This window comes from Nocardioides mangrovi (genome assembly GCF_020073815.1).
In the GTDB taxonomy this organism is placed as follows: Bacteria; Actinomycetota; Actinomycetes; order Propionibacteriales; family Nocardioidaceae; genus Nocardioides; species Nocardioides mangrovi.
Genome location: NZ_JAIQZJ010000020.1, coordinates 23,807 through 42,838, shown reverse-complemented (window position 1 = coordinate 42,838; position 19,032 = coordinate 23,807). Strand labels below are relative to the sequence as shown.

18 protein-coding genes are annotated in these 19,032 nt (G+C 71.7%); 13 read left to right on the top strand and 5 right to left on the bottom strand.

The window, feature by feature from the left end; translation table 11 throughout:
- Window positions 1-10: 10 nt before the first annotated feature.
- The 5 genes from K8U61_RS22565 to K8U61_RS22545 are packed head-to-tail and all read left to right on the top strand — an operon-like array spanning window position 11 to window position 4,123.
- Window positions 11-895 carry a carbohydrate ABC transporter permease gene (locus K8U61_RS22565; RefSeq protein WP_224125264.1) on the top strand — a complete coding sequence of 295 codons (885 nt, stop codon included), beginning with the start codon at window positions 11-13 and terminating at the stop codon, window positions 893-895.
- A gap of 55 nt (window positions 896-950) precedes the next feature.
- Window positions 951-2,099, top strand: a complete 1,149-nt coding sequence (locus tag K8U61_RS22560; protein WP_224125263.1) for a GTPase family protein — start codon at window positions 951-953, stop codon at window positions 2,097-2,099.
- On the top strand, window positions 2,096-2,716 hold the full coding sequence (locus K8U61_RS22555; protein ID WP_224125262.1) for a class I SAM-dependent methyltransferase: 621 nt from the start codon (window positions 2,096-2,098) through the stop codon (window positions 2,714-2,716). Before K8U61_RS22560 ends, K8U61_RS22555 begins: the two co-directional genes overlap by 4 nt.
- On the top strand, window positions 2,716-3,414 hold the full coding sequence (locus K8U61_RS22550; RefSeq protein ID WP_224125261.1) for an NAD-dependent deacylase: 699 nt from the start codon (window positions 2,716-2,718) through the stop codon (window positions 3,412-3,414). Before K8U61_RS22555 ends, K8U61_RS22550 begins: the two co-directional genes overlap by 1 nt.
- A gap of 4 nt (window positions 3,415-3,418) precedes the next feature.
- Window positions 3,419-4,123 (top strand): hypothetical protein, encoded by a 705-nt coding sequence (locus tag K8U61_RS22545; protein WP_224125260.1) that lies wholly within the window; start codon window positions 3,419-3,421, stop codon window positions 4,121-4,123.
- A gap of 71 nt (window positions 4,124-4,194) precedes the next feature.
- On the opposite strand, the gene treZ is transcribed toward K8U61_RS22545, so the two are convergent.
- The 3 genes from treZ to glgX are packed head-to-tail and all read right to left on the bottom strand — an operon-like array spanning window position 4,195 to window position 10,393.
- Window positions 4,195-5,958, bottom strand: coding sequence for a malto-oligosyltrehalose trehalohydrolase (gene treZ, locus K8U61_RS22540; protein WP_224125259.1), 1,764 nt, complete (start codon window positions 5,956-5,958; stop codon window positions 4,195-4,197).
- Window positions 5,955-8,204 (bottom strand): malto-oligosyltrehalose synthase, encoded by a 2,250-nt coding sequence (treY, locus tag K8U61_RS22535; RefSeq protein WP_224125258.1) that lies wholly within the window; start codon window positions 8,202-8,204, stop codon window positions 5,955-5,957. Before treY ends, treZ begins: the two co-directional genes overlap by 4 nt.
- A gap of 2 nt (window positions 8,205-8,206) precedes the next feature.
- Window positions 8,207-10,393, bottom strand: a complete 2,187-nt coding sequence (gene glgX, locus K8U61_RS22530; RefSeq protein ID WP_224125293.1) for a glycogen debranching protein GlgX — start codon at window positions 10,391-10,393, stop codon at window positions 8,207-8,209.
- A 156-nt stretch (window positions 10,394-10,549) separates the two neighbouring features.
- Between glgX and K8U61_RS22525 the strand changes: the two genes are divergently transcribed.
- A complete protein-coding gene (locus tag K8U61_RS22525; protein ID WP_372454338.1) occupies window positions 10,550-12,055 on the top strand; it encodes an MDR family MFS transporter in 1,506 nt (501 codons plus the stop codon).
- On the opposite strand, the gene K8U61_RS22520 is transcribed toward K8U61_RS22525, so the two are convergent.
- Window positions 12,027-12,329, bottom strand: coding sequence for an ArsR/SmtB family transcription factor (locus tag K8U61_RS22520; protein WP_224125256.1), 303 nt, complete (start codon window positions 12,327-12,329; stop codon window positions 12,027-12,029). The genes K8U61_RS22525 and K8U61_RS22520 overlap by 29 nt on opposite strands.
- Window positions 12,330-12,422: 93 nt before the next feature.
- Between K8U61_RS22520 and K8U61_RS22515 the strand changes: the two genes are divergently transcribed.
- The 3 genes from K8U61_RS22515 to thpR all read left to right on the top strand — a co-directional run bounded on the left by K8U61_RS22515 (window position 12,423) and on the right by thpR (window position 15,175).
- Window positions 12,423-13,664, top strand: coding sequence for an MFS transporter (locus K8U61_RS22515; RefSeq protein ID WP_224125255.1), 1,242 nt, complete (start codon window positions 12,423-12,425; stop codon window positions 13,662-13,664).
- Window positions 13,665-13,680: 16 nt separating this feature from the next.
- Window positions 13,681-14,424, top strand: a complete 744-nt coding sequence (locus tag K8U61_RS22510; RefSeq protein WP_224125254.1) for a VIT1/CCC1 transporter family protein — start codon at window positions 13,681-13,683, stop codon at window positions 14,422-14,424.
- A gap of 175 nt (window positions 14,425-14,599) precedes the next feature.
- A complete protein-coding gene (gene thpR, locus K8U61_RS22505) occupies window positions 14,600-15,175 on the top strand; it encodes an RNA 2',3'-cyclic phosphodiesterase (RefSeq protein WP_224125253.1) in 576 nt (191 codons plus the stop codon).
- Here the strand turns inward: thpR and K8U61_RS22500 are convergent.
- Complete coding sequence (locus K8U61_RS22500; RefSeq protein WP_224125252.1) at window positions 15,139-15,864, bottom strand: GTP pyrophosphokinase; 726 nt, start codon at window positions 15,862-15,864, stop codon at window positions 15,139-15,141. The two genes, thpR and K8U61_RS22500, sit on opposite strands and share 37 nt — an antisense overlap.
- A gap of 119 nt (window positions 15,865-15,983) precedes the next feature.
- Here K8U61_RS22500 and K8U61_RS22495 point away from each other — a divergent pair, with 119 nt between their 5' ends.
- From K8U61_RS22495 to K8U61_RS22480, 4 genes are read left to right on the top strand one after another with little or no spacing between them, the layout of a single operon-like run.
- Window positions 15,984-17,123, top strand: a complete 1,140-nt coding sequence (locus K8U61_RS22495; RefSeq protein ID WP_224125251.1) for an NAD(P) transhydrogenase subunit alpha — start codon at window positions 15,984-15,986, stop codon at window positions 17,121-17,123.
- Window positions 17,123-17,440 (top strand): NAD(P) transhydrogenase subunit alpha part 2, encoded by a 318-nt coding sequence (locus K8U61_RS22490; RefSeq protein ID WP_224125250.1) that lies wholly within the window; start codon window positions 17,123-17,125, stop codon window positions 17,438-17,440. Before K8U61_RS22495 ends, K8U61_RS22490 begins: the two co-directional genes overlap by 1 nt.
- Window positions 17,440-18,819 carry an NAD(P)(+) transhydrogenase (Re/Si-specific) subunit beta gene (locus tag K8U61_RS22485; protein ID WP_224125249.1) on the top strand — a complete coding sequence of 460 codons (1,380 nt, stop codon included), beginning with the start codon at window positions 17,440-17,442 and terminating at the stop codon, window positions 18,817-18,819. Before K8U61_RS22490 ends, K8U61_RS22485 begins: the two co-directional genes overlap by 1 nt.
- Window positions 18,820-18,849: 30 nt before the next feature.
- Complete coding sequence (locus K8U61_RS22480) at window positions 18,850-19,023, top strand: hypothetical protein (protein ID WP_224125248.1); 174 nt, start codon at window positions 18,850-18,852, stop codon at window positions 19,021-19,023.
- Window positions 19,024-19,032 lie beyond the last annotated feature (9 nt).

Sequence of the window (19,032 nt, the reverse complement as noted above, 5' to 3'; positions counted from 1 at the left end):
AAGAAGCCCGATGTCCTCCACCGCCACCGCCCAGCGCGCCGCCGGCCGTTCGCTGACGACCGTGCTCCTGGCCCTCTTCGCGGTCTTCTTCCTCCTCCCCGTGGTCTGGCTGCTGCTCGCCGGCACCAAGTCCAACGACGACCTGGTGCACAACAACCCCTTCTCCTTTGGCAGCCTGCACGACCTGAAGGCGAACTGGGACGCGCTGCTGTCCTACCAGGACGGCGCGGTCAAGACCTGGATGAAGAACTCCGTCATCTACTCCGTCCTGGCCCTGGTCCTCACCCTCGTGGTCACCGTCCCGGCGGGCTACGCCCTCGCGAAGCTCGACTTCAAGGGCCGCAGGCCGCTGCTGGTGATCACCCTCGTCGTGATGCTGATGCCGACCGCGGCGCTGGTGCTGCCGACGTTCCTCGAGATCAACTACGCGTCCCTGGTCAACACGCCGCTGTCGGTCGTGCTGCCCTACTCCTTCTTCCCGTTCGGCGTCTACCTCACCTACATCTACTTCGCCGACGCGCTGCCCAGCGAGCTCCTCGAGGCGGCGAAGATCGACGGGTGCGGCGAGGTCCGGTCGTTCATCTCGATCGCGCTCCCGCTCGCGGCGCCGGTCGTCGCCCTGGTCGGCTTCTTCAGCTTCGTGCAGAACTGGAACAACTTCTTCCTGCCCTACGTGATGCTGCCGGGCAGCGACGCCTACCCGATGCAGGTCGGCCTCACCCAGATGCTCACGTCGACGCCGAACTTCAACCCGGTGGTCGGCGCCAACGCCGAGGTCTCGCCGCCCGAGCTGGTGCTCGCCACCCTGGTGTCGGCGGCGCCGGTGCTGGTGATCTTCCTGGTCGCCCAGCGCTTCCTCGTCAGCGGCATGACGGCCGGCGCGACCAAGGGCTGACCGGGTTGACCCGGCGCGGAGCATGCGCGCCCGCCCCACCGGGTTAGATAGGGGTATGGCGAAGCCCACGGACGCGTGGTTCGGCCAGGCCTTCGGGAAGGCGTGGAAGGACAAGGCCGACGAGATCGGCCGCTTCAACCTGGCCATCTTCGGCAAGACCGGGGTCGGCAAGTCGACGCTGGTCAACGCGATCTTCGGCGAGGAGATCGCCGCGACCGGGATCGGCGAGCCCGTCACCCGCGCCGAGCACCTCTACCTCCACCAGTCCGGGACGCTCGGCGTGCTCGACACCCGCGGACTCGAGGTCGGGCAGGACAACGACCGGCTGCTCGGCGAGCTCAAGGACTACCTGCACGGCATGCGCCGCAAGCCGCTGGCCGAGCAGGTCCACGTCGCGTGGTACTGCGTACGCGCCGGCGACCGGCGCTTCGAGCCGACCGAGGGCGAGTTCATCCGCGCGCTGCACGACCTCGGGCTGCCGGTGATCCTGGTGATGACCCAGGTGCCGCGCGGCGCCGGATCCGGGGGAGGCAGCCGGGTCCACCCGGACGCCGAGGCGCTCGCGGCCAGCATCGCCGCGCTGGACCTGCCGATCGTGGACGGGCTGATCCACTACACGATGGCGAAGGCGGACGACTTCACCGGGCAGACGGCGTACGGGCTGCAGGAAGTCCTCGATGCCACCTTTCGCGGCGCGCCTGCGGGCGTCGCCCACGCTCTCACGTCGGCTCAGCGCATTGACTTCGACCGCAAGCGCGAGCGCGCGGAGGCTGCGATCAAGGTGGCGACGGGAGCCGCCACCACCGCCGGGGCCTCCCCGATCCCCTTCTCCGACGCCGCCATCCTCGTCCCCCTCCAGCTGACGATGATGGCCTCGATCGCGGTCACCTACGGGATCCCGATCGAGCGTTCGACGGCCGCCTCGATCGCCGCGACCGCCGCCGCGACCACGGCCGGCCGGTCGCTCGTCGGCAACCTGATCAAGTTCGTCCCGGGTGCGGGCACGGCGGTGGCCGGCACCATCAACGCCACCATCGCCGGCACCTTCACCTACGCGATGGGCCAGGCCTGGCTACGGGTCTGCGAGCGGCTCGCCCGCGGCGAGCTGCGCGCGGTCGGCGGAGCGCTCGACAGCGACGCGATCCACCAGGTCTTCATGAGCGAGTTCAAGGCCCAGGCGAGCCGGAAGCTGCCCAGTCGATGACCACCCGGTGGCAGCGCATCGCCGTCGCGGGCGCCGGCGAGGACTACGCGACCCGCTACTACGAGGGCTTCCGCGCCCGCGCCGAGCGCGGTGAGGACATCCACGGCGAGGCGGCGTTCGTCGCCGACCTGGTGCCCGCCCCAGCACGGGTCCTCGACGCGGGCTGCGGCACCGGCCGGATCACGGTCCGGCTCGCCGAGCTCGGCTACGACGTGGTCGGCGTCGACGTCGACACGACCATGCTCGCCGTCGCCCGGCGCGAGCACCCCGGCCTGGACTGGCGCGATGGCGACCTCGCGTCGTTCGAGCTCGGCGAGACGTTCGACCTGGTGCTGCTGGCCGGCAACATCATCCCGCTGCTCGAGCCGGGCACCCTGCTCGACGTGGCGCAGCGGCTCGCCGAGCACGTCGCGTCCGGCGGGGTGGTCGTGTGCGGCTTCGGCCTCGACGCCGAGCACCTGCCCGGCGACTGCCCGGTCACCGACCTGGCCGACGTGGACGCGGCGTTCGGCGTCCACGGTCTGGACGCCGTCGCGCGCTACGCGAGCTGGGACGGTGACGCCTTCGAGCCCGGTGGCGGCTACGCCGTCACCCTCTACGCGGAGCCGCGGCGCTGATGCGGGTCGTCGTCCTGACCGGTGCCGGCATCTCCGCCGAGAGCGGCGTCCCGACCTTCCGCGACGCCGACGGCCTCTGGGAGGGCCACCACGTCGAGGACGTCGCGACCCCGGAGGCCTACGCCGCCCAGCCCGACGTCGTGCACCGCTTCTACGACGCCCGCCGGGCCGCGCTCGCCGCGGTCGAGCCGAACGCCGCGCACGTCGCCCTCGCCCGCCTCGAGGACCACCTCGGCGACGACCTGCTCGTCGTCACCCAGAACATCGACGACCTCCACGAGCGGGGCGGCTCGACGCGCGTGCTGCACATGCACGGCGAGCTCCGCTCGGCCCTCTGCGCGGCGTGCGGGGCACGGTCGACCTGGCGCGACGACCTCGGGCACCTGCCGCCGTGCCCGGCCTGCGGCGCGGCCGCGCTGCGACCCGACGTCGTCTGGTTCGGCGAGGTCCCCTACGAGATGGACCGCATCTCCGGCGTCATCGACCGGGCCGACCTCTTCGTCTCGATCGGCACCTCGGGCGCGGTCTACCCGGCCGCTGGCTTCGTGCAGTACGCCGCCCGCCGCGGTGCGCGGACCCTCGAGCTCAACCTGCTGCCCAGCGAGGGCACCCACCTCTTCGACGAGGCCCGGCACGGGCCGGCGACGGCGCTGGTCCCGGCGTGGGTCGACGAGGTCGTCGCGGTGATGCGAGGCTGACCGCATGATGCGAGTGGGACTGATGGCGGCCGGTGTCGGCATGGCGGCGCTGCTGAGCGCCTGTGGCGGTGGCGACGACGACTTCGCCAGCAAGAAGGGCGAGGACATCGCCGACGCGGCCAAGGCCGACATGGGCGACCTGAAGTCCGTGCGCGTGGGCGGCACGATCACCAGCGGCGACCAGGACATCGACCTCGACCTCCAGGTCAGCACCGAGGGCGACTGCACCGGCAGCCTGGGCATCGGCGGCGGCAGCACCGAGCTGCTCGGCGTCGACGGCCAGACCTGGATGCGCCCCGACGAGGCCTTCTGGACCTCCTTCGCCGGCGACACCGCCGACCAGATCATGGCCGCGGTCGGCGACAAGTGGGTCGTCATCCCGAGCGACGAGGACTCCTTCAACCAGTTCTGCGACCTCGACGAGCTGCTCGACCAGATGCTCACGAGCGACGACTCGTCGGCGTCGACGTACACCACCAAGGACACCTCGGAGATCGACGGCGACACGGTCGTGGCGGTCGACGACGAGAGCGACGACGGCACCTCGACCGGCTACGTCCTCGTCGACTCGCCGCACTACCTCGTGAAGATCGACAAGACCGGCGGCGACAGCAGCGGCACCGTGACCTTCACCGACTTCGACGAGGACGTCGACGTCTCCGCCCCCGCCGACGACGAGGTCGTCGACCTGAACAGCCTCGGGAGCTGAGCCGGGGGCCCGGGTGCAGGGATACCCGGTCGACCGGGGATCCCTGCAGATGACAGCCGTTGCAACGGCTGTCAGGCGTCAGGAGAGGCTGTCGAGTTTGTTCGGACGGCCGCGCCGACGTGCGGCGCCAGCACGAGCGCGCCCTCGGTGACCGTCGCGCCGCCGCCGGTCTCGAGCAGCAGCTCGCCGTCGGCGTCGAGGCGGGCCTCGGCGTCGCCGAAGTTGATCGCGACGAGCAGGTCGCCGCGGCGCATCGTGAAGACCCGGGTGTCCTCGTCGGCGGTGCAGGTCGTCGCGGTGAAGGCCGGGTCGGTCACCTGCGGGAGCTCGCGCCGCAGCCGGGCCAGGCGGCGGTAGACGTCGAGCAGCCGGGCGTGCCGGCCCGTGGCGGGCTCGTCCCAGTCGAGCTTCGAGCGCTCGTACGTCGCCGGGTCCTGCGGGTCCGGCACCACGTCGGGGTCCCAGCCCATGCGCTCGAACTCGGCGATCCGGCCCTCGGCCGTCGCCCGGCCCAGCTCCGGCTCGGGGTGGGAGGTGAAGAACTGGAAGGGCGTCGAGGCCGCCCACTCCTCGCCCATGAAGAGCATCGGCGTGAAGGGCCCGAGCAGGGTCAGCATCGCCGCGCACCCGAGCTGGTCGTCGTTGAGCACCTCGGTGATGCGGTCGCCGCGGGCGCGGTTGCCGATCTGGTCGTGGTTCTGGCTGGCCACCACGAAGCGCCACGTCGGCGTGGTCGCGCGGTCGACCGGGTGGCCGTGCGCGCGCCCGCGGAACGACGAGAACGTGCCGTCGTGGAAGAACGCCCGCTCGCACACCTTGGCCAGGGCCGCGAGCGGCTCGAAGTCCGCGTAGTAGCCGGACGTCTCCCCGGTCAGCGCGACGTGCACCGCGTGGTGGAAGTCGTCGCTCCACTGCGCGTCGAGGCCGTAGCCGCCCGCCTCCCGGGGGCGGATGAGTCGCGGGTCGTTGAGGTCGGACTCCGCGATCAGCGTGAGCGGCCGGCGCTGGTGGGCCGAGAGGGCGGCCACCTCGACGGCCATCTCCTCGAGCAGGTGCACCGGCGACGAGTCGCTCAGTGCGTGCACGGCGTCGAGCCGCAGCGCGTCGACGTGGTAGTCCTCGAACCACATCCGCACGTTGTCGAGGATGTAGCGCCGCACCTCGGCCGAGCCGTCGCCGTCGAGGTTGACCAGGTCGCCCCAGGTGTTGGAACCCTGCTTGAGGTAGGGCGCGAAGAGCGGCAGGTAGTTGCCCGAGGGTCCGAGGTGGTTGTAGACGACGTCCTGCACCACGCCCAGACCAGCGGCGTGGCACGCGTCGACGAACCGCTGATACCCCGCGGGGCCGCCGTACCCCTCGTGGACGGCGAACCAGCCGACCCCGTCGTAGCCCCAGTTGTGGGTGCCGTTGAAGGCGTTGACCGGCATCACCTCGACCAGGTCGACCCCGATGTCGCGTAGGTGGTCGAGCTTGCCGAGCGCGGCGTCGAAGGTGCCCTCGGGGGTGAAGGTCCCGATGTGCAGCTCGTAGACCACCGACCCGGCCAGCTGCCGCCCGGTCCAGGCGTCGTCGGTCCAGGCGAACGCCGAGGCGTCGAACGTGCGCGACATCGCGTGCACGCCGCCGGGTTGGCGACGCGACCGGGGGTCGGGGTAGTCGCGGCCGTCATCCAGCACGAATCCATAGTCCTCGCCGGGTCGCCAGACGATCTCCTCGGTCGGCGTCCACCAGCCGTCGTCGATGCGCTCCATCCCGAACACGCCACGGTCGTCAATGACGAGCCGCAGGCGCTCGGGGACGGGAGCCCAGACGTCGAACGGCCCGCGGGTCGTCATGCGTCCTCCCGGACCAGCAGGGCGACGGGGTGCACGGCGAGCAGGTCGGCGAGCCGGCCGTCCGTGGCCGTCCCGGTCAGCACGTCGTGCCAGCGACCCGGCGGCAGGTCGAGCGCCGTGTCCCCCCAGCCGCCCGCGGCACCGAGGCCGACCGGCAGCCGGGTGGCGACGGTGATCGCGCCGCCGCGGTCGAAGGCGAGCACGTGGTCCGCGGCGGCCCCGGTCGCGAGCACCGGTGCGTACGACGTGAACAGCTCCGGCCGGTCGCGGCGCAGGGTGAGCGCCGAGCAGGTGACGTGCAGCTTGGTCACCGCGTCGTCGTCGCCCGCGCCTGCGAGGACCGCCGCGCGGTGGTCGAAGTCCACGGGCCGCCGGTTGTCCGGGTCGACCAGCGACTGCTCCCAGAGCTCGCTGCCCTGGTAGACGTCCGGCACGCCCGGCATCGTGATCGCGACCAGCTTGGCCGCCAGCGCGTTGGACCGCGCCGGCTCGTCGACGTGGGTGCCGAGCCCGGCCAGCGCGCGCGCGACGTCGGGGGAGTCGTACGCCGCGTCCACGGCCGCGTGCACGGCGGCCTCGTAGGCCTCGTCGGGCTCGGTCCAGGTGGTGCGGTCACCGGCCTCGCGCATCGCCTTCTCGGCGTACCCGTGCAGCCGCTCCCGCGAGATCGGCCAGGCGCCCATCGCGGCCTGCCAGAGCAGCGACCCGAAGCCCGGGTCGGGCAGCGGTGCCAGACCGAGAAGGTCGTCGAGCGCGGACTCCCACACCGACGGCAGCTCGGCGAGCACCGCGATCCGGGCCCGCACGTCCTCGCCGCGCTTGGTGTCGTGGGTCGAGAGGGTCGTCATCGCGTGCGGCCAGTCACGCTGCCGCAGGGTCATCGCGTGGTGGAAGTCGTCGACGTCGATCGCGAAGACCGACGGGTCGCCGCCGACCTCGTTGAGCGAGGTGAGCCGCGACCAGCGGTAGAAGGAGCAGTCCTCGACGCCCTTGGCCATCACCATCCCCGACGTCTGCTGGAAGCGCCGCGCCGGCGCCGCCCACTCGTCGGTGAGGATCGGCAGCAGCAGGTGGAAGGCGGTCGCCAGGTCGGGACGGGTACGCCGCGCCAGCGCGAACGCCTCGTCGAGGTGCTCGCGTCCCTCCGGGAGGTAGGAGCGGTAGACCGGGAAGCAGGCGAGCAGCTCGGCGACCGCGTCCTCGATGCGCGGCTCGTCGGCGGTCGGGGCGAGGTAGAGGACCTCGCGGGTGATCCGGCGGACCTCGCTGTGCAGGATGCCGTCGGCGACCGCGCGCTTGTTGTCGTGGACCATCCGCGCCCAGTCGACCGGCGCGCCCCGCAGCCGGGTCTCGAGATCGTCGAGCGGCTTCTCGCCGGCCGGATCGGTGAGCACGCGGTCGACCAGCGCAAGGGCGTCGTACCCGGTCGTCCCGGCGGTGGCCCACGACGAGGACAGGGCCTCGCCGGGCTCCAGGATCTTCTCGACGAGGACGTAGGCGCCGCCGGTCAGGGCGGCCAGGTCGTCGAGGTAGCGCTGCGGGTCGCGCAGGCCGTCGGGGTGGTCGACGCGGAGCCCGTCGACGAGCCCCTCGGCGAACCACCGCCGCACCTCGACGTGCGTCTCGGCGAAGACCTCGGGGTCCTCGACCCGGACCGCCGCGAGGGTGTTGACCGCGAAGAAGCGCCGGTAGTTGAGGTCGTCGTCGGCCCGCCGCCAGCTGACCAGCTCGTAGTGCTGCTCCTCGAGCGTGGTGGTGCCGGGCGCCAGCGGGAAGCGGTGGTCGTGGTACTCGACGTGGTCGCCCACGATCTCGATCGCGTCCTCGTCGTCGTCGCCGACGACCGGGATCAGGATCCGTCCGTCGCCGGCCGCCCAGTCGACGTCGAAGGCGGTCGCGCGGTCGGAGTCGCGGCCCAGCCGCAGCACGTCCCACCACCACGGGTCCTCGCTCGGCGTCGCCACGCCGACGTGGTTGGGCACGATGTCGACGAGCACGCCCATGCCCAGCCGCCGCGCCTCCGCCGACAGGGTGGCCAGGCCCTCGATGCCACCCCGCAGCGGGTCGACGTGGTCGAACGCGACGACGTCGTACCCGTGCTCGCTGCCGGGCTCGGAGGCCAGCAGCGGCGAGAGGTAGACCCAGTCGACGCCCAGGTCGTGCAGGTAGGGGAGTCGCCGGGCCGCCTCGAAGAGGTCGAAGTCGGGCGTGATCTGGAGGCGGTACGTCGAGGTCGGGACGCGCACGGCTATCCCTTCCGCGCCTGGGACGCCGCGACCGAGGCCGCCACCGAGTGGTCGGGCTCGACCTTGGGCTCGCGGTGCTCGCGGAGCACCACCACGCTGCGGCTGGCGATCGCGAAGGTGCTGCCGGCGGTGCGGGTCTCGGCCTCGTCGGCCGAGCCGCCGGTGTCGATGACGACGTCCCAGCCGTCGGCGTACTCGTCCGGCGGGAGGGTCACGTCGGCCGGGCCGTCGGCGTTGAAGTAGAGGAGGAAGTGGTCGTCGACGATCTTCTGCCCGCGCTCGTCGAGCCCGGCGATGCCGTGGCCGTTGAGGTACATCCCGATCGCCTTGGCGCCATCGTCCCAGTCCTCGTCCTCCATCGGGCGCCCGTCGAGGTGCAGCCACACGATGTCGTTGAGCCGGTCGCCGTCGCCCCCGTCGGGCACCCGCACGGTGCCGCCGGTGAAGAAGCGCTTGCGGCGGAAGGTCGGGTGGTCGCGCCGCAGTCGCGACACCGCGGCCGTGAACTCGATGAGCGGCTTGTCGGCCTCGTCCCAGTGCACCCAGGAGATCTCGTTGTCCTGGGCGTAGGTGTTGTTGTTGCCCTGCTGGGTGCGGCCGAGCTCGTCGCCGTGCAGCAGCATCGGCACCCCCTGGCTCAGCAGCAGGGTGGCGATGAAGTTGCGCTGCGAGCGCGCCCGGTCGGCGAGGATCTCGGGATCGTCGGTGGGGCCCTCGACGCCGTGGTTCCAGGACCGGTTGTGGCTCTCGCCGTCGTTGCCGTCCTCGCCGTTCGCGTCGTTGTGCTTCTCGTCGTAGGACACGAGGTCGCGCATCGTGAAGCCGTCGTGGGCGGTCACGAAGTTGATGCTCGCGAAGGGCCGGCGGCCCGAGTGCTCGTAGAGGTCGGCGGAGCCCGCGAGCCGGGAGGCGAACTCGCCGAGCGACGGTTCGCCGCGCCAGAAGTCGCGGACGGTGTCGCGGTACTTGCCGTTCCACTCGGTCCACTGCGGCGGGAAGCCGCCGACCTGGTAGCCGCCGGGCCCGATGTCCCACGGCTCGGCGATCAGCTTCACCTGGCTGACGACGGGGTCCTGCTGCACGAGCTCGAAGAAGGTCGCGAGCCGGTCGACCTCGTAGAACTCCCGCGCCAGCGTCGCGGCCAGGTCGAAGCGGAAGCCGTCGACGTGCATCTCGGTCACCCAGTAGCGCAGCGAGTCCATGAGCAGCTGGAGGGAGTGCGGGTGCCGGACGTTGAGGCTGTTGCCGGTGCCGGTGTAGTCCATGTAGTAGCGCTGGTCGTCCTCGACGAGCCGGTAGTACGCCGCGTTGTCGATGCCCTTGAAGCTCAGCGTCGGCCCGAGGTGGTTGCCCTCCGCGGTGTGGTTGTAGACCACGTCGAGGATCACCTCGATGCCCGCCGCGTGCAGGGCCTTGACCATCGACTTGAAGTCCTGGACCTGCTGGCCCAGGCCGGCCTGGCCGTCGCGGCTCGCGGCGGCGTACGCCGCGTGCGGGGCGAAGAAGCCGAGCGTGTTGTAGCCCCAGTAGTTGCGCAGACCCTTGTCGAGCAGAGTGCTGTCCTGGATGAACTGGTGCACCGGCATCAGCTCGATCGCGGTCACGCCGAGCTTGCCGAGGTGCTCGGTGACCGCCGGGTGCGCGATGCCGGCGTAGGTGCCGCGCAGCTCCTCCGGGACGTCGGGGTGGAGCTCGGTGAGGCCCTTGACGTGGGCCTCGTAGATCACCGACTCGTTGTAGGGATAGTCGAGCCGGCGGTCGCCCTCCCAGTCGAAGAACGGGTTGATCACGACGCCGTAGGTCATGTGCGGCGCGGAGTCCTCGTCGTTGCGGGAGTCGGGGTCGCCGAAGGTGTAGGAGAAGAGCGCCTGGTCCCAGTCGATCTCCCTCGCCGTCGCCTTGGCGTAGGGGTCGAGCAGCAGCTTGCTCGGGTTGCAGCGCAGGCCCTGGGCGGGGTCCCACGGGCCGTGCACGCGATAGCCGTAGCGCTGGCCGGGCTGCACCGCCGGCAGGTAGCAGTGCCAGACGTAGGCGTCGACCTCGGTCAGCTCGATCCGGGTCTCGGTCCCCTCTGCGTCGAAGAGGCAGAGCTCGACCCGCTCGGCGACCTCGCTGAAGAGCGCGAAGTTGGTGCCGCTCCCGTCGAAGGTCGCCCCCAGCGGGTACGCCGCCCCCGGCCAGACCTGCATCACGTGCTCCCCGTCCGTCACCCGACAGTCCTCCCCTTGGATCGATCAAAGCAGGCGTACCCGCCTGGCGGTACCCCGAACCGTCGAGGAAGCAACTGCCCAGGAGAACGCTGAGCGAAAATGAGGGAACAGATCCCGTGGCGGTCGGGTTCGATGATGGTTGTGACGGTCAACGAGGTGTCCCGGGCGAGCGTGGGCCTGCGCAGCGAGCGCGGCCCGATCCTGCTGGCGGTCATGCTGAGCCTCGGCCTGGTCGCGATCGACTCGACCATCCTCGCCACCGCCGTGCCCGCGGTGGTCGACGACCTCGGCGGCTTCACCCAGTTCCCCTGGCTGTTCTCGATCTACCTGCTCGCGCAGGCCGTCACCGTCCCCGTCTACGCCAAGCTCGCCGACCAGTACGGCCGCAAGCCGGTGATGCTCGCGGGCATCGGGCTCTTCGTGCTCGGCTCGCTGCTGTGCGGCCTGGCCTGGGGGATGGGCGCGCTGATCGCCTTCCGCGCCGTCCAGGGCCTCGGCGCCGGCGCGGTGCAGCCGATGAGCATGACGATCGTCGGCGACATCTACACGCTGGAGGAGCGTGCCAAGGTCCAGGGGTACGTCGCCAGCGTGTGGGCGCTCTCGGCGGTGATCGGCCCGACCCTCGGCGGCGTCTTCGCCGACTACGCCTCGTGGCGCTGGATCTTCCTGATCAACCTGCCGCTCGGCCTGCTCGCGGCCGCGATGATCTGGCGCAACTTCGACGAGCGCGTCGAGCGCCGCCCGCACCGCATCGACTACGCCGGGTCGGTGCTGCTCACCGGCGGCGCGCTGCTGCTCCTGCTCGGCCTGCTCGAGGGCGGCGTCCGCTGGGCCTGGGACTCGCCGACCAGCATCACGCTCTTCGTGGTCGCCGCGGTGCTGCTCGCCGGCTTCGTGCTGGTCGAGCGACGCGCGGTCGAGCCGGTGCTGCCGCTCTGGCTCTTCCGCCACCGCGTCGTCGTCGCCGCGATGGCCACCTCGCTGGTCGTCGGCGTCCTGATGATGGGGCTGACGACGTACATCCCGCTCTACGCCCAGAACGTCCTCGGGTACGGCGCTGTCGTGTCCGGCTTCGCGCTCGCGGCGATGACGCTGGGCTGGCCGATCGCCGCGTCCAACTCCGGGCGTCTCTACCTCACCGTCGGCTTCCGCACGACGATGCTGCTGGGCGGCCTGATCGGCGCGGCCGGCACCTCGCTGCTGCTGCTCATCGGGCCCGACAGCCCCTTCGTGATGCTGGCGCTGCCGAGCTTCGTGATGGGCCTCGGCTTCGGCCTGATCGCGAGCCCGTCGATCGTGGCCGCGCAGACGGCGGTCACCTGGCAGGACCGGGGCGTGGCCACCGGGTCGACGATGTTCGCCCGGTCGGTCGGCAGCGCGGTGGGCGTCGCGGTCTTCGGCGCGATCGTCAACCACGAGATCGCGCAGCGGCTGGGGCGCGGCGTCCCGGACGTCTCGAGCGTGACCGGCGACGTCCTCGACCCCGCGATCCACGACGTGTTCGTGGTCTCCGCCGTGATCGCGGTGGCGCTGCTGGCCGTCGGGGCGCTGATGCCGCGCCGGATCAGCGAGCCGACCGCCGCGCCGGCCGTCGCGCCAGCTGTCGACGCGGTCAGCGAGGGGCAGCCAGGATCGAGCTGAGCACGCCCGGGTAGACCGCCTCGACGTCCTCGAGGCGGAGCTCCTGGTGGGTCTGCCCGCCGATCACGCTGCGCTGGGTCACGCCGGCCTCGCGCAGGATCTTGAAGTGGTGGCTGGCGGTCGACTTGCTGACGTCGTCGTACAGCACGGCGCAGGCGGCGGGCGCCCCAGCGGCGTGCATCCGCCGGACCATCTCCAGGCGCACCGGGTCGGAGAGCGCGGCGAGCACCTCTTGCAGGCTGCCGACCTCGGCCCGTACCTCGGTCTCGGGCACGTGCGCCTCCTCACATCGGTTTGATGATCATCGAACTTGGTCCTAGAGTGAAGCCGTTCGATCTACGTCGAACCTACCACGCAGGAGGACGCGATGAGCACGATCGAGACCGACCACACCACCGGCCAGCGGTGGGCGTACCCGCTGCTGATCGCGCTGCTCGCCGCCGCCATGGGCGTCTCGGGCGCGCCGGCCCCGCTCTACGGCCTCTACGAGGTGCGCTGGCACCTCGCCCCGATCACCACCACGCTCGTCTTCGCGGCGTACGCCGTCGCGGCGCTCGGTGCCGTCCTCGTCGCCGGCCAGGCCTCCGACAAGTACGGCCGCAAGCCCCTGCTGCTCGGCGCCGCCGCCGGCATGATCGCCGGCCTCGTGGTCTTCATGACCGCGCACGGCGTGGCCGCGCTCTTCGTCGCCCGCGCGCTGCACGGCGCGGCGGTCGGCACCGCCGTCGTGGTCGGCAGCGCGGCACTGCTCGACCTGCGTCCCGCCCGCGGCGCCCGCACCGGGCACCTGACCGGCATCATGCTCAACGCCGGCATCGCGGTGACGGTCCTGGCGGCCTCGGTGCTCGCGCAGTTCGCCCCGCACCCGTACGTCGCGCCGTACGCCGCGGTCGCGACCGTGATCCTGGTGCTGCTCGTCGGCCTGCTCGCGATGATCGAGCCGCACGCCGCGCGCACCGGTCGCGCCTCCGGGCGGCTGCGGCTGACCCGGCCGCACGTCCCGTCGTCGATCGCGGCCGACTTCCGCTTCGCCGTGCTCGGCATCATGGCGGCGTGGTCGGTGCTCGGCGTCTACCTCTCGCTCTTCCCGACCTTCGCCGGGCAGAAGACCGGCGTGCACAGCCTGGTCTTCGGCGGCGCGGTCGTCGCCGCGATGGCGGGCTCGGGTGCGCTGAGCCAGGCCGTCGGCGGTCGGCTGGCGGCCAAGCGGGCCGCGATCATCGGCGACTTCGGCACCGCCGTGGCGCTGGGGCTCAGCGTCCTCGCCCTCGACAGCGGCCACGCGGTGCTGGTCGGTGCCGCCGCCGCGCTGATGGGCCTCTCGTTCGGGCTCGCGTTCGGCGGTTCGTTGCGCCACCTCGGCAGCGTGGTGCCCGCGGGCCAGCGCGGCCAGGTGATGTCGGCCTACTACGTGCTCGGCTACATCGCGATGATCGTGCCGACGATCCTGGCCGGCTGGGCGGCGACGACCTGGGGCCTGGAGGCGGTCTTCCCGTGGTTCTCGCTGGCCGTCGCGATCGCCTGCCTCACCGCCGGGACGCTCGGGCTCAGTGCCCGGGGACCCCGTGAGCAGCCGAGCCTTCCCTTGGTTGCGGGCAGCGCGGGCTGAGGGCTTGGATTCGTCCATGGCCACCAGCGAGATCAGTGACGCCGAGGTGCCGACGGGCCCGCACGAGGGGGAGCCGCACGCGGCCGGCCTCAACAACCGGCTCAACTGGCTGCGGGCTGCCGTCCTCGGCGCCAACGACGGCATCGTCTCGACCGCCGGCATCGTGATCGGCGCCGCCGGGGCGACGAGCGACAGCTCGCCGATCATGATCGCCGGCGTCGCGGGCCTCGCGGCCGGTGCGATGAGCATGGGTGCGGGCGAGTACGTCTCGGTCAGCACCCAGCGCGACTCCGAGCTCGCCCTCCTCGCGAAGGAGAAGCAGGAGCTCCGCGACATGCCGGAGGAGGAGCTCGCCGAGCTCACCGCGATCTACGTCGAGAAGGGCCTCGACCCCGAGCTCGCCCACGAGGTCGCCGTCGAGCTGACCAAGAACGACGCGCTCGGCGCGCACGCCGAGGCCGAGCTCGGCATCGACCCCGACGACATCTCCAGCCCCTGGCACGCCGCCTGGGCGTCGATGCTCTCCTTCACCGTCGGCGCCCTGCTGCCGCTGCTCACCATGACCCTCGGCGCCGAGAGCATCCGCATCTGGCTGACCGTCGTCGCGGTCGTCGCCGCGCTCGCCGTCACCGGCTTCGTCAGCGCCCGCCTCGGGTACGCCGACCCGCGCCGGGCCGTCCTCCGCAACATCGCCGGTGGCCTCTTCGCGATGGCCGTGACCTACGTGATCGGATCGCTCCTCGGCACCCAGATCGGCTAGCGCCTGCGCCTGCGCGGCGCGCGCATGATTACCCGGTGAGCCGGGGATTCCTGCGCCTCGGGGGTGTTGCACCGCCCCCGAGGTGAGAGGACTGCCCCCGAGGTCGGGACCCGAGGTCCGGTTCGGCGGTGCGAATCGCGTTGAACATGCGGCCCCGCCGGGCTTGGATTCACGGGTGGTCGGTCAGCGGATGTTCGTGGCCCTGGTGCCGCCCGACGAGGCGGTCGCCGATCTCGACCGGTTGCTCGAGCCGCGCCGCGACGTCGGCGACCTGCGCTGGACCGACCCCGCGCAGGTGCACGTGACGCTCGCCTTCCTGGCCGAGGTCGAGGACCGGCGGCTCGACGACCTGGTCGAGCGGCTCGAGCGCGCCGCGGCCCGGCGTACGGCGTTCGAGGCGGCGATCGCCGGCGGCGGGGCCTTCCCGAACGCCGCCCGCGCCCGGGTCGTCTGGGCCGGGCTCGACCTCGACGACGACGGCCGCACCCAGCTCGACCACCTCGCCACCGGCTGCCGGGCCGCGGCGGGCCGGGCCGGGATCGCTGTCGACGGGCAGCGCTTCCGGCCGCACCTGACGATCGGCCGCACCCGGGTGCCCGGCGAGGTGTCGCACTGGGTGCGGCTGCTCGACGGGTACGCCGGACCGCGGTGGACCGCGGACCGGATCACGCTGGTCGCGTCGCACCTCGGCGAGGGCCCGCGTGGCCGGCCGCGCTACGAGTCGGTGGCGGAGCTCCCGCTCGGCGGCTGACCCGCGCCGCCCTGGTTGATGCGACGCAGCGCGTCGACCACGTCGGGCGAGAGCCCCTCGAGGCCGCGCACCTCCTCGTGGAGGTGCTCCATCGTCTCGTCGAGGGAGTAGGCCGTCTCGGCCGCCTCGTGCAGCCCGTCGAGCAGCCGTGCCGGCACATCGCGCCGGTACTTGTAGTAGATCTTGTGCTCGAGGCTCGCCCAGAAGTCCATCGCGATCGTGCGCAGCTGCACCTCCACCACCACCGGCACCGCGCCACCGGAGAGGAAGACGGGCACCTCGACCAGCGTGTGCAGGCTGCGGTAGCCGTTCGGCTTCGGGTCGCTGATGTAGTCGCGCACCTCGACGACCGTGATGTCGACCTGCTGGGTGAGCAGGTCGAAGACGCGGTAGACGTCGGAGGGGAAGCTGCACACGACCCGCACGCCGGCGATGTCGGTGATCCGCTTGCGGACCTCGTCGTACGACGGCTGCTCGTCGAAGGGGAGCCCCTTGCGGGCCATCTTCTCGATCAGGCTCTCGGGGGACTTCAGCCGCGACGACACGCTCTCGATCGGGTTGTACTCGTGCAGGTGGGCGAACTCGTCGCGCAGGATCGTCAGCTTCGTGACGATCTCCTCCATGCCGAACCGGTGCTCGAGCATGAAGCGTCGGAAGTCGTCGTCCAGCACGGGTGGCGTCGTCGGCACCGGTCCACCGTAGGTGGGAAAGGTAGGACCCGCCTGAGAGGGGTGGCGGTGTCAACAGCCCACAGGTGTCGACCAAGTCACCCTCGTCAGGCGCCGGGATCTGTCCTAGGTTGCGACGCGTGAAGATCGCGGTAGCCAGGGAGACCCGGGACGGCGAGGCGCGCGTGGCGATGGTGCCCGAGCTCGTCGCCAAGCTCACCGGCCTCGGGTACGACGTGCTCGTCGAGCCCGACGCGGGCCGGCACGCACTGATCGCCGACGAGGAGTACGCCGCCGTCGGCGCGGTGCTCGACAGCGGGGCCGTCGAGGCCGCGGACGTCCTCGTGTCGGTGCAGCCGCCCGGCACGGACGTGGTCCGGCGGCTCCGGCCGGGTGCGGCGACGGTGTCGTTCCTGCCGACCGGCTCGGAGCCCGAGGTGGTCGCCGCGCTGCGCGACGGCGGGATCACGTCCTTCGCGATGGAGCTGGTGCCCCGCATCTCCCGCGCCCAGTCGATGGACGCCTTGTCCTCGCAGGCGCTGGTGTCGGGCTACCGCTGCGCCATCGTCGCGGCCGGCATGCTGCGCCGCTTCTTCCCCCTCAACATGACCGCGGCGGGCACCGTCCCGCCCGCCGAGGTCGTCGTGCTCGGCGCCGGCGTCGCCGGCCTCCAGGCGATCGCGACGGCCAAGCGTCTCGGCGCCGTCGTCAAGGCGTACGACGTCCGCGCAGCCGCCGCCGAGGAGATCCGCTCGATGGGCGCGCAGGCGATCGACCTCGAGCTCGACACGCTCGAGGGCGCGGGCGGCTACGCCCGCGAGATGACCGAGGAGCGGGCCGCGCTGCAGATGGAGCGGCTCGCGCCGTACGTCGCCGCCGCGGACGCGCTGATCACCACGGCCGCCGTCCCCGGCCGGCAGGCGCCGCTGCTGGTGACATCGGCGATGGTCGAGCAGATGAAGCCCGGCTCGGTCGTGGTCGACCTGGCCGCCGAGACCGGCGGCAACGTGGAGGGCGCGGTCGCCGGCGAGGTCGTGCGGATCGGCAACGCGCAGGTGTGGGGCGGGCAGAACGTGCCGTCCCAGATGCCCGGCCCGGCCTCGCGGCTCTACGCCCAGAACATCGTCAACATCGTGACCCTGATGACCGGCGAGGCCGGCTTCGCGCCGGACTTCGAGGACGAGATCGTCGCCGGCTCCTGCGTGACGCACGACGGCGCGATCCGGCACGAACCCACGCGACTCGCCCTGGAAGGCCCCACCGAGACGGAGGAGAACTGATGGACGAGGCCGTCGTCTGGCTGACGATCTTCATCCTCAGCGTGTTCGTGGGCATCGAGGTGATCTCGAAGGTGTCCTCGACGCTGCACACCCCGCTGATGTCCGGCGCCAACGCCATCCACGGGATCATCCTGCTCGGCGCGGTCCTGGTGACCGGTACGACGGACAGCGACGTCGCCCTCGTCGTCGGGCTCGTCGCGATCGTGCTCGCCGCGGTCAACATGGTCGGCGGCTTCGTGGTCACCGACCGGATGCTGCAGATGTTCGTGCGGAAGAAGAAGCCTGCCGCTCCCACCAACGAGGGGGGCGCCGCCTGATGCCGACCTGGGTGCAGCTCGTCTACCTCGCCTGCGCGGTCTGCTTCATCCTCGCGCTCAAGGGCCTCTCCGGGCCGAAGACCGCCCGAGCCGGCAACCTCGTCGGTGCCGCCGCGGCCGTGGTCGCGGTGATCGTGCCCTTCATCTACCTCGACCTCGACCACGTGCCGCTGATCGTCGCGGCGATCGCGGTCGGCACCGTCGGCGGCGTCATCGGCGCCCAGCGCGTGCAGATGACCCAGATGCCGCAGATGGTCGCGCTCTTCAACGGCGTCGGTGGCGGCGCGGCCGCGCTGGTCGCCCTGCTCGAGCTCGACGAGATGATCCCGCACGCCGACGACGTCTCGTGGTTCACGCTGGCCGCGACGGCGTTCACGATCCTGGTCGGCTCGATCTCCTTCGCCGGCTCGATCATCACCTTCGCCAAGCTCCAGGAGCTGATGACCTCGCGGCCGGTGGTCTTCCCCGGCCTGCCGATCGTCTTCGGCGGCGCCGGCATCGCGGCGATCGTGCTGGGCGTCCTCACGGTGACCGGGCCGTCGATGACGGTCGGCATCGTCCTCGCCCTGCTCGGCCTGCTGATCGGCGTGCTGCTCGTGCTGCCGGTGGGCGGCGCCGACGTACCGATCGTGATCTCGCTGCTCAACGCCTTCACCGGTCTCACCGTCGCCGCCGGCGGCTACGTGCTCTCCAACGTGGTGCTGCTCGTCGCCGGCACCCTGGTCGGCTCGTCGGGCACGTTCCTCACCCTGCTGATGGCGAAGGCGATGGGTCGCTCGGTCACGAACATCCTCTTCGGCGCGCTCAAGGGCGGCTCGACGCTCGGCGCGGGCGAGGCCTCGGACCGCCCGGTGCGGTCGGCCGGGCCGGAGGACGTCGCGATCCTGCTCGGGTACGCCGACCGGGTGATCATCGTGCCCGGCTACGGCCTCGCGGTCGCCCAGGCCCAGCACACGCTGCGCGAGCTCGTCGACGTGCTCGGCGCGCGCGGCACCCAGGTCGACTACGCGATCCACCCGGTCGCCGGCCGGATGCCCGGCCACATGAACGTGCTGCTGGCCGAGGCGCAGGTGCCCTACGAGCAGCTGATCGAGATGGACGAGATCAACGGCGACTTCAAGCACACCGACGTCGTCCTCGTCGTCGGCGCCAACGACGTCGTCAACCCGGCCGCGAAGACCACGCCCGGCGCCCCGATCTACGGCATGCCGATCCTCAACGCCGACGAGGCCAAGCAGATCGTCTTCATGAAGCGGTCGATGCGGCCCGGCTTCGCGGGCATCGAGAACGAGCTCCTCTTCGACCCGAAGACCACGCTGCTCTTCGGCGACGCGAAGGACTCCCTCGGCAAGCTGCTCAACGCCGTGAAGGCGCTGTGACCCCGGGGCCGGTCGGTCGTTGAGGTGGGCATGACAGAGGAAGACGACGACCGTCGCGGCCGTCCCGACGGGCACCGCTACGACGCCCCCGAGTCCGAGGAGACCCGGGTCAGCAAGGAGTGGGTCTACGGGGTGCTCGGCATCCTCGTGATCGTGCTGATGATCCTGATCGCCACCGGGAAGGTTCAGATCTTCCCGGGCTGACGCTCCGAG

Bases quoted from the DNA above. Each gene is read 5' to 3' on its own strand.
- glgX (WP_224125293.1), bottom strand. From the start codon at position 10,393: ATGCAGGTCTGGCCGGGGGCGGCGTACCCGCTGGGGGCGACCTTCGAC.
- K8U61_RS22480 (WP_224125248.1), top strand. From the start codon at position 18,850: ATGACAGAGGAAGACGACGACCGTCGCGGCCGTCCCGACGGGCACCGC.
- treZ (WP_224125259.1), bottom strand. From the start codon at position 5,958: ATGACGACCCGCGGGCCGTTCGACGTCTGGGCTCCCGTCCCCGAGCGC.
- K8U61_RS22485 (WP_224125249.1), top strand. From the start codon at position 17,440: ATGCCGACCTGGGTGCAGCTCGTCTACCTCGCCTGCGCGGTCTGCTTC.
- K8U61_RS22555 (WP_224125262.1), top strand. From the start codon at position 2,096: ATGACCACCCGGTGGCAGCGCATCGCCGTCGCGGGCGCCGGCGAGGAC.
- K8U61_RS22550 (WP_224125261.1), top strand. From the start codon at position 2,716: ATGCGGGTCGTCGTCCTGACCGGTGCCGGCATCTCCGCCGAGAGCGGC.
- K8U61_RS22560 (WP_224125263.1), top strand. From the start codon at position 951: ATGGCGAAGCCCACGGACGCGTGGTTCGGCCAGGCCTTCGGGAAGGCG.
- K8U61_RS22525 (WP_372454338.1), top strand. From the start codon at position 10,550: ATGGTTGTGACGGTCAACGAGGTGTCCCGGGCGAGCGTGGGCCTGCGC.
- K8U61_RS22510 (WP_224125254.1), top strand. From the start codon at position 13,681: ATGGCCACCAGCGAGATCAGTGACGCCGAGGTGCCGACGGGCCCGCAC.
- K8U61_RS22565 (WP_224125264.1), top strand. From the start codon at position 11: ATGTCCTCCACCGCCACCGCCCAGCGCGCCGCCGGCCGTTCGCTGACG.
- K8U61_RS22515 (WP_224125255.1), top strand. From the start codon at position 12,423: ATGAGCACGATCGAGACCGACCACACCACCGGCCAGCGGTGGGCGTAC.
- K8U61_RS22490 (WP_224125250.1), top strand. From the start codon at position 17,123: ATGGACGAGGCCGTCGTCTGGCTGACGATCTTCATCCTCAGCGTGTTC.
- K8U61_RS22545 (WP_224125260.1), top strand. From the start codon at position 3,419: ATGATGCGAGTGGGACTGATGGCGGCCGGTGTCGGCATGGCGGCGCTG.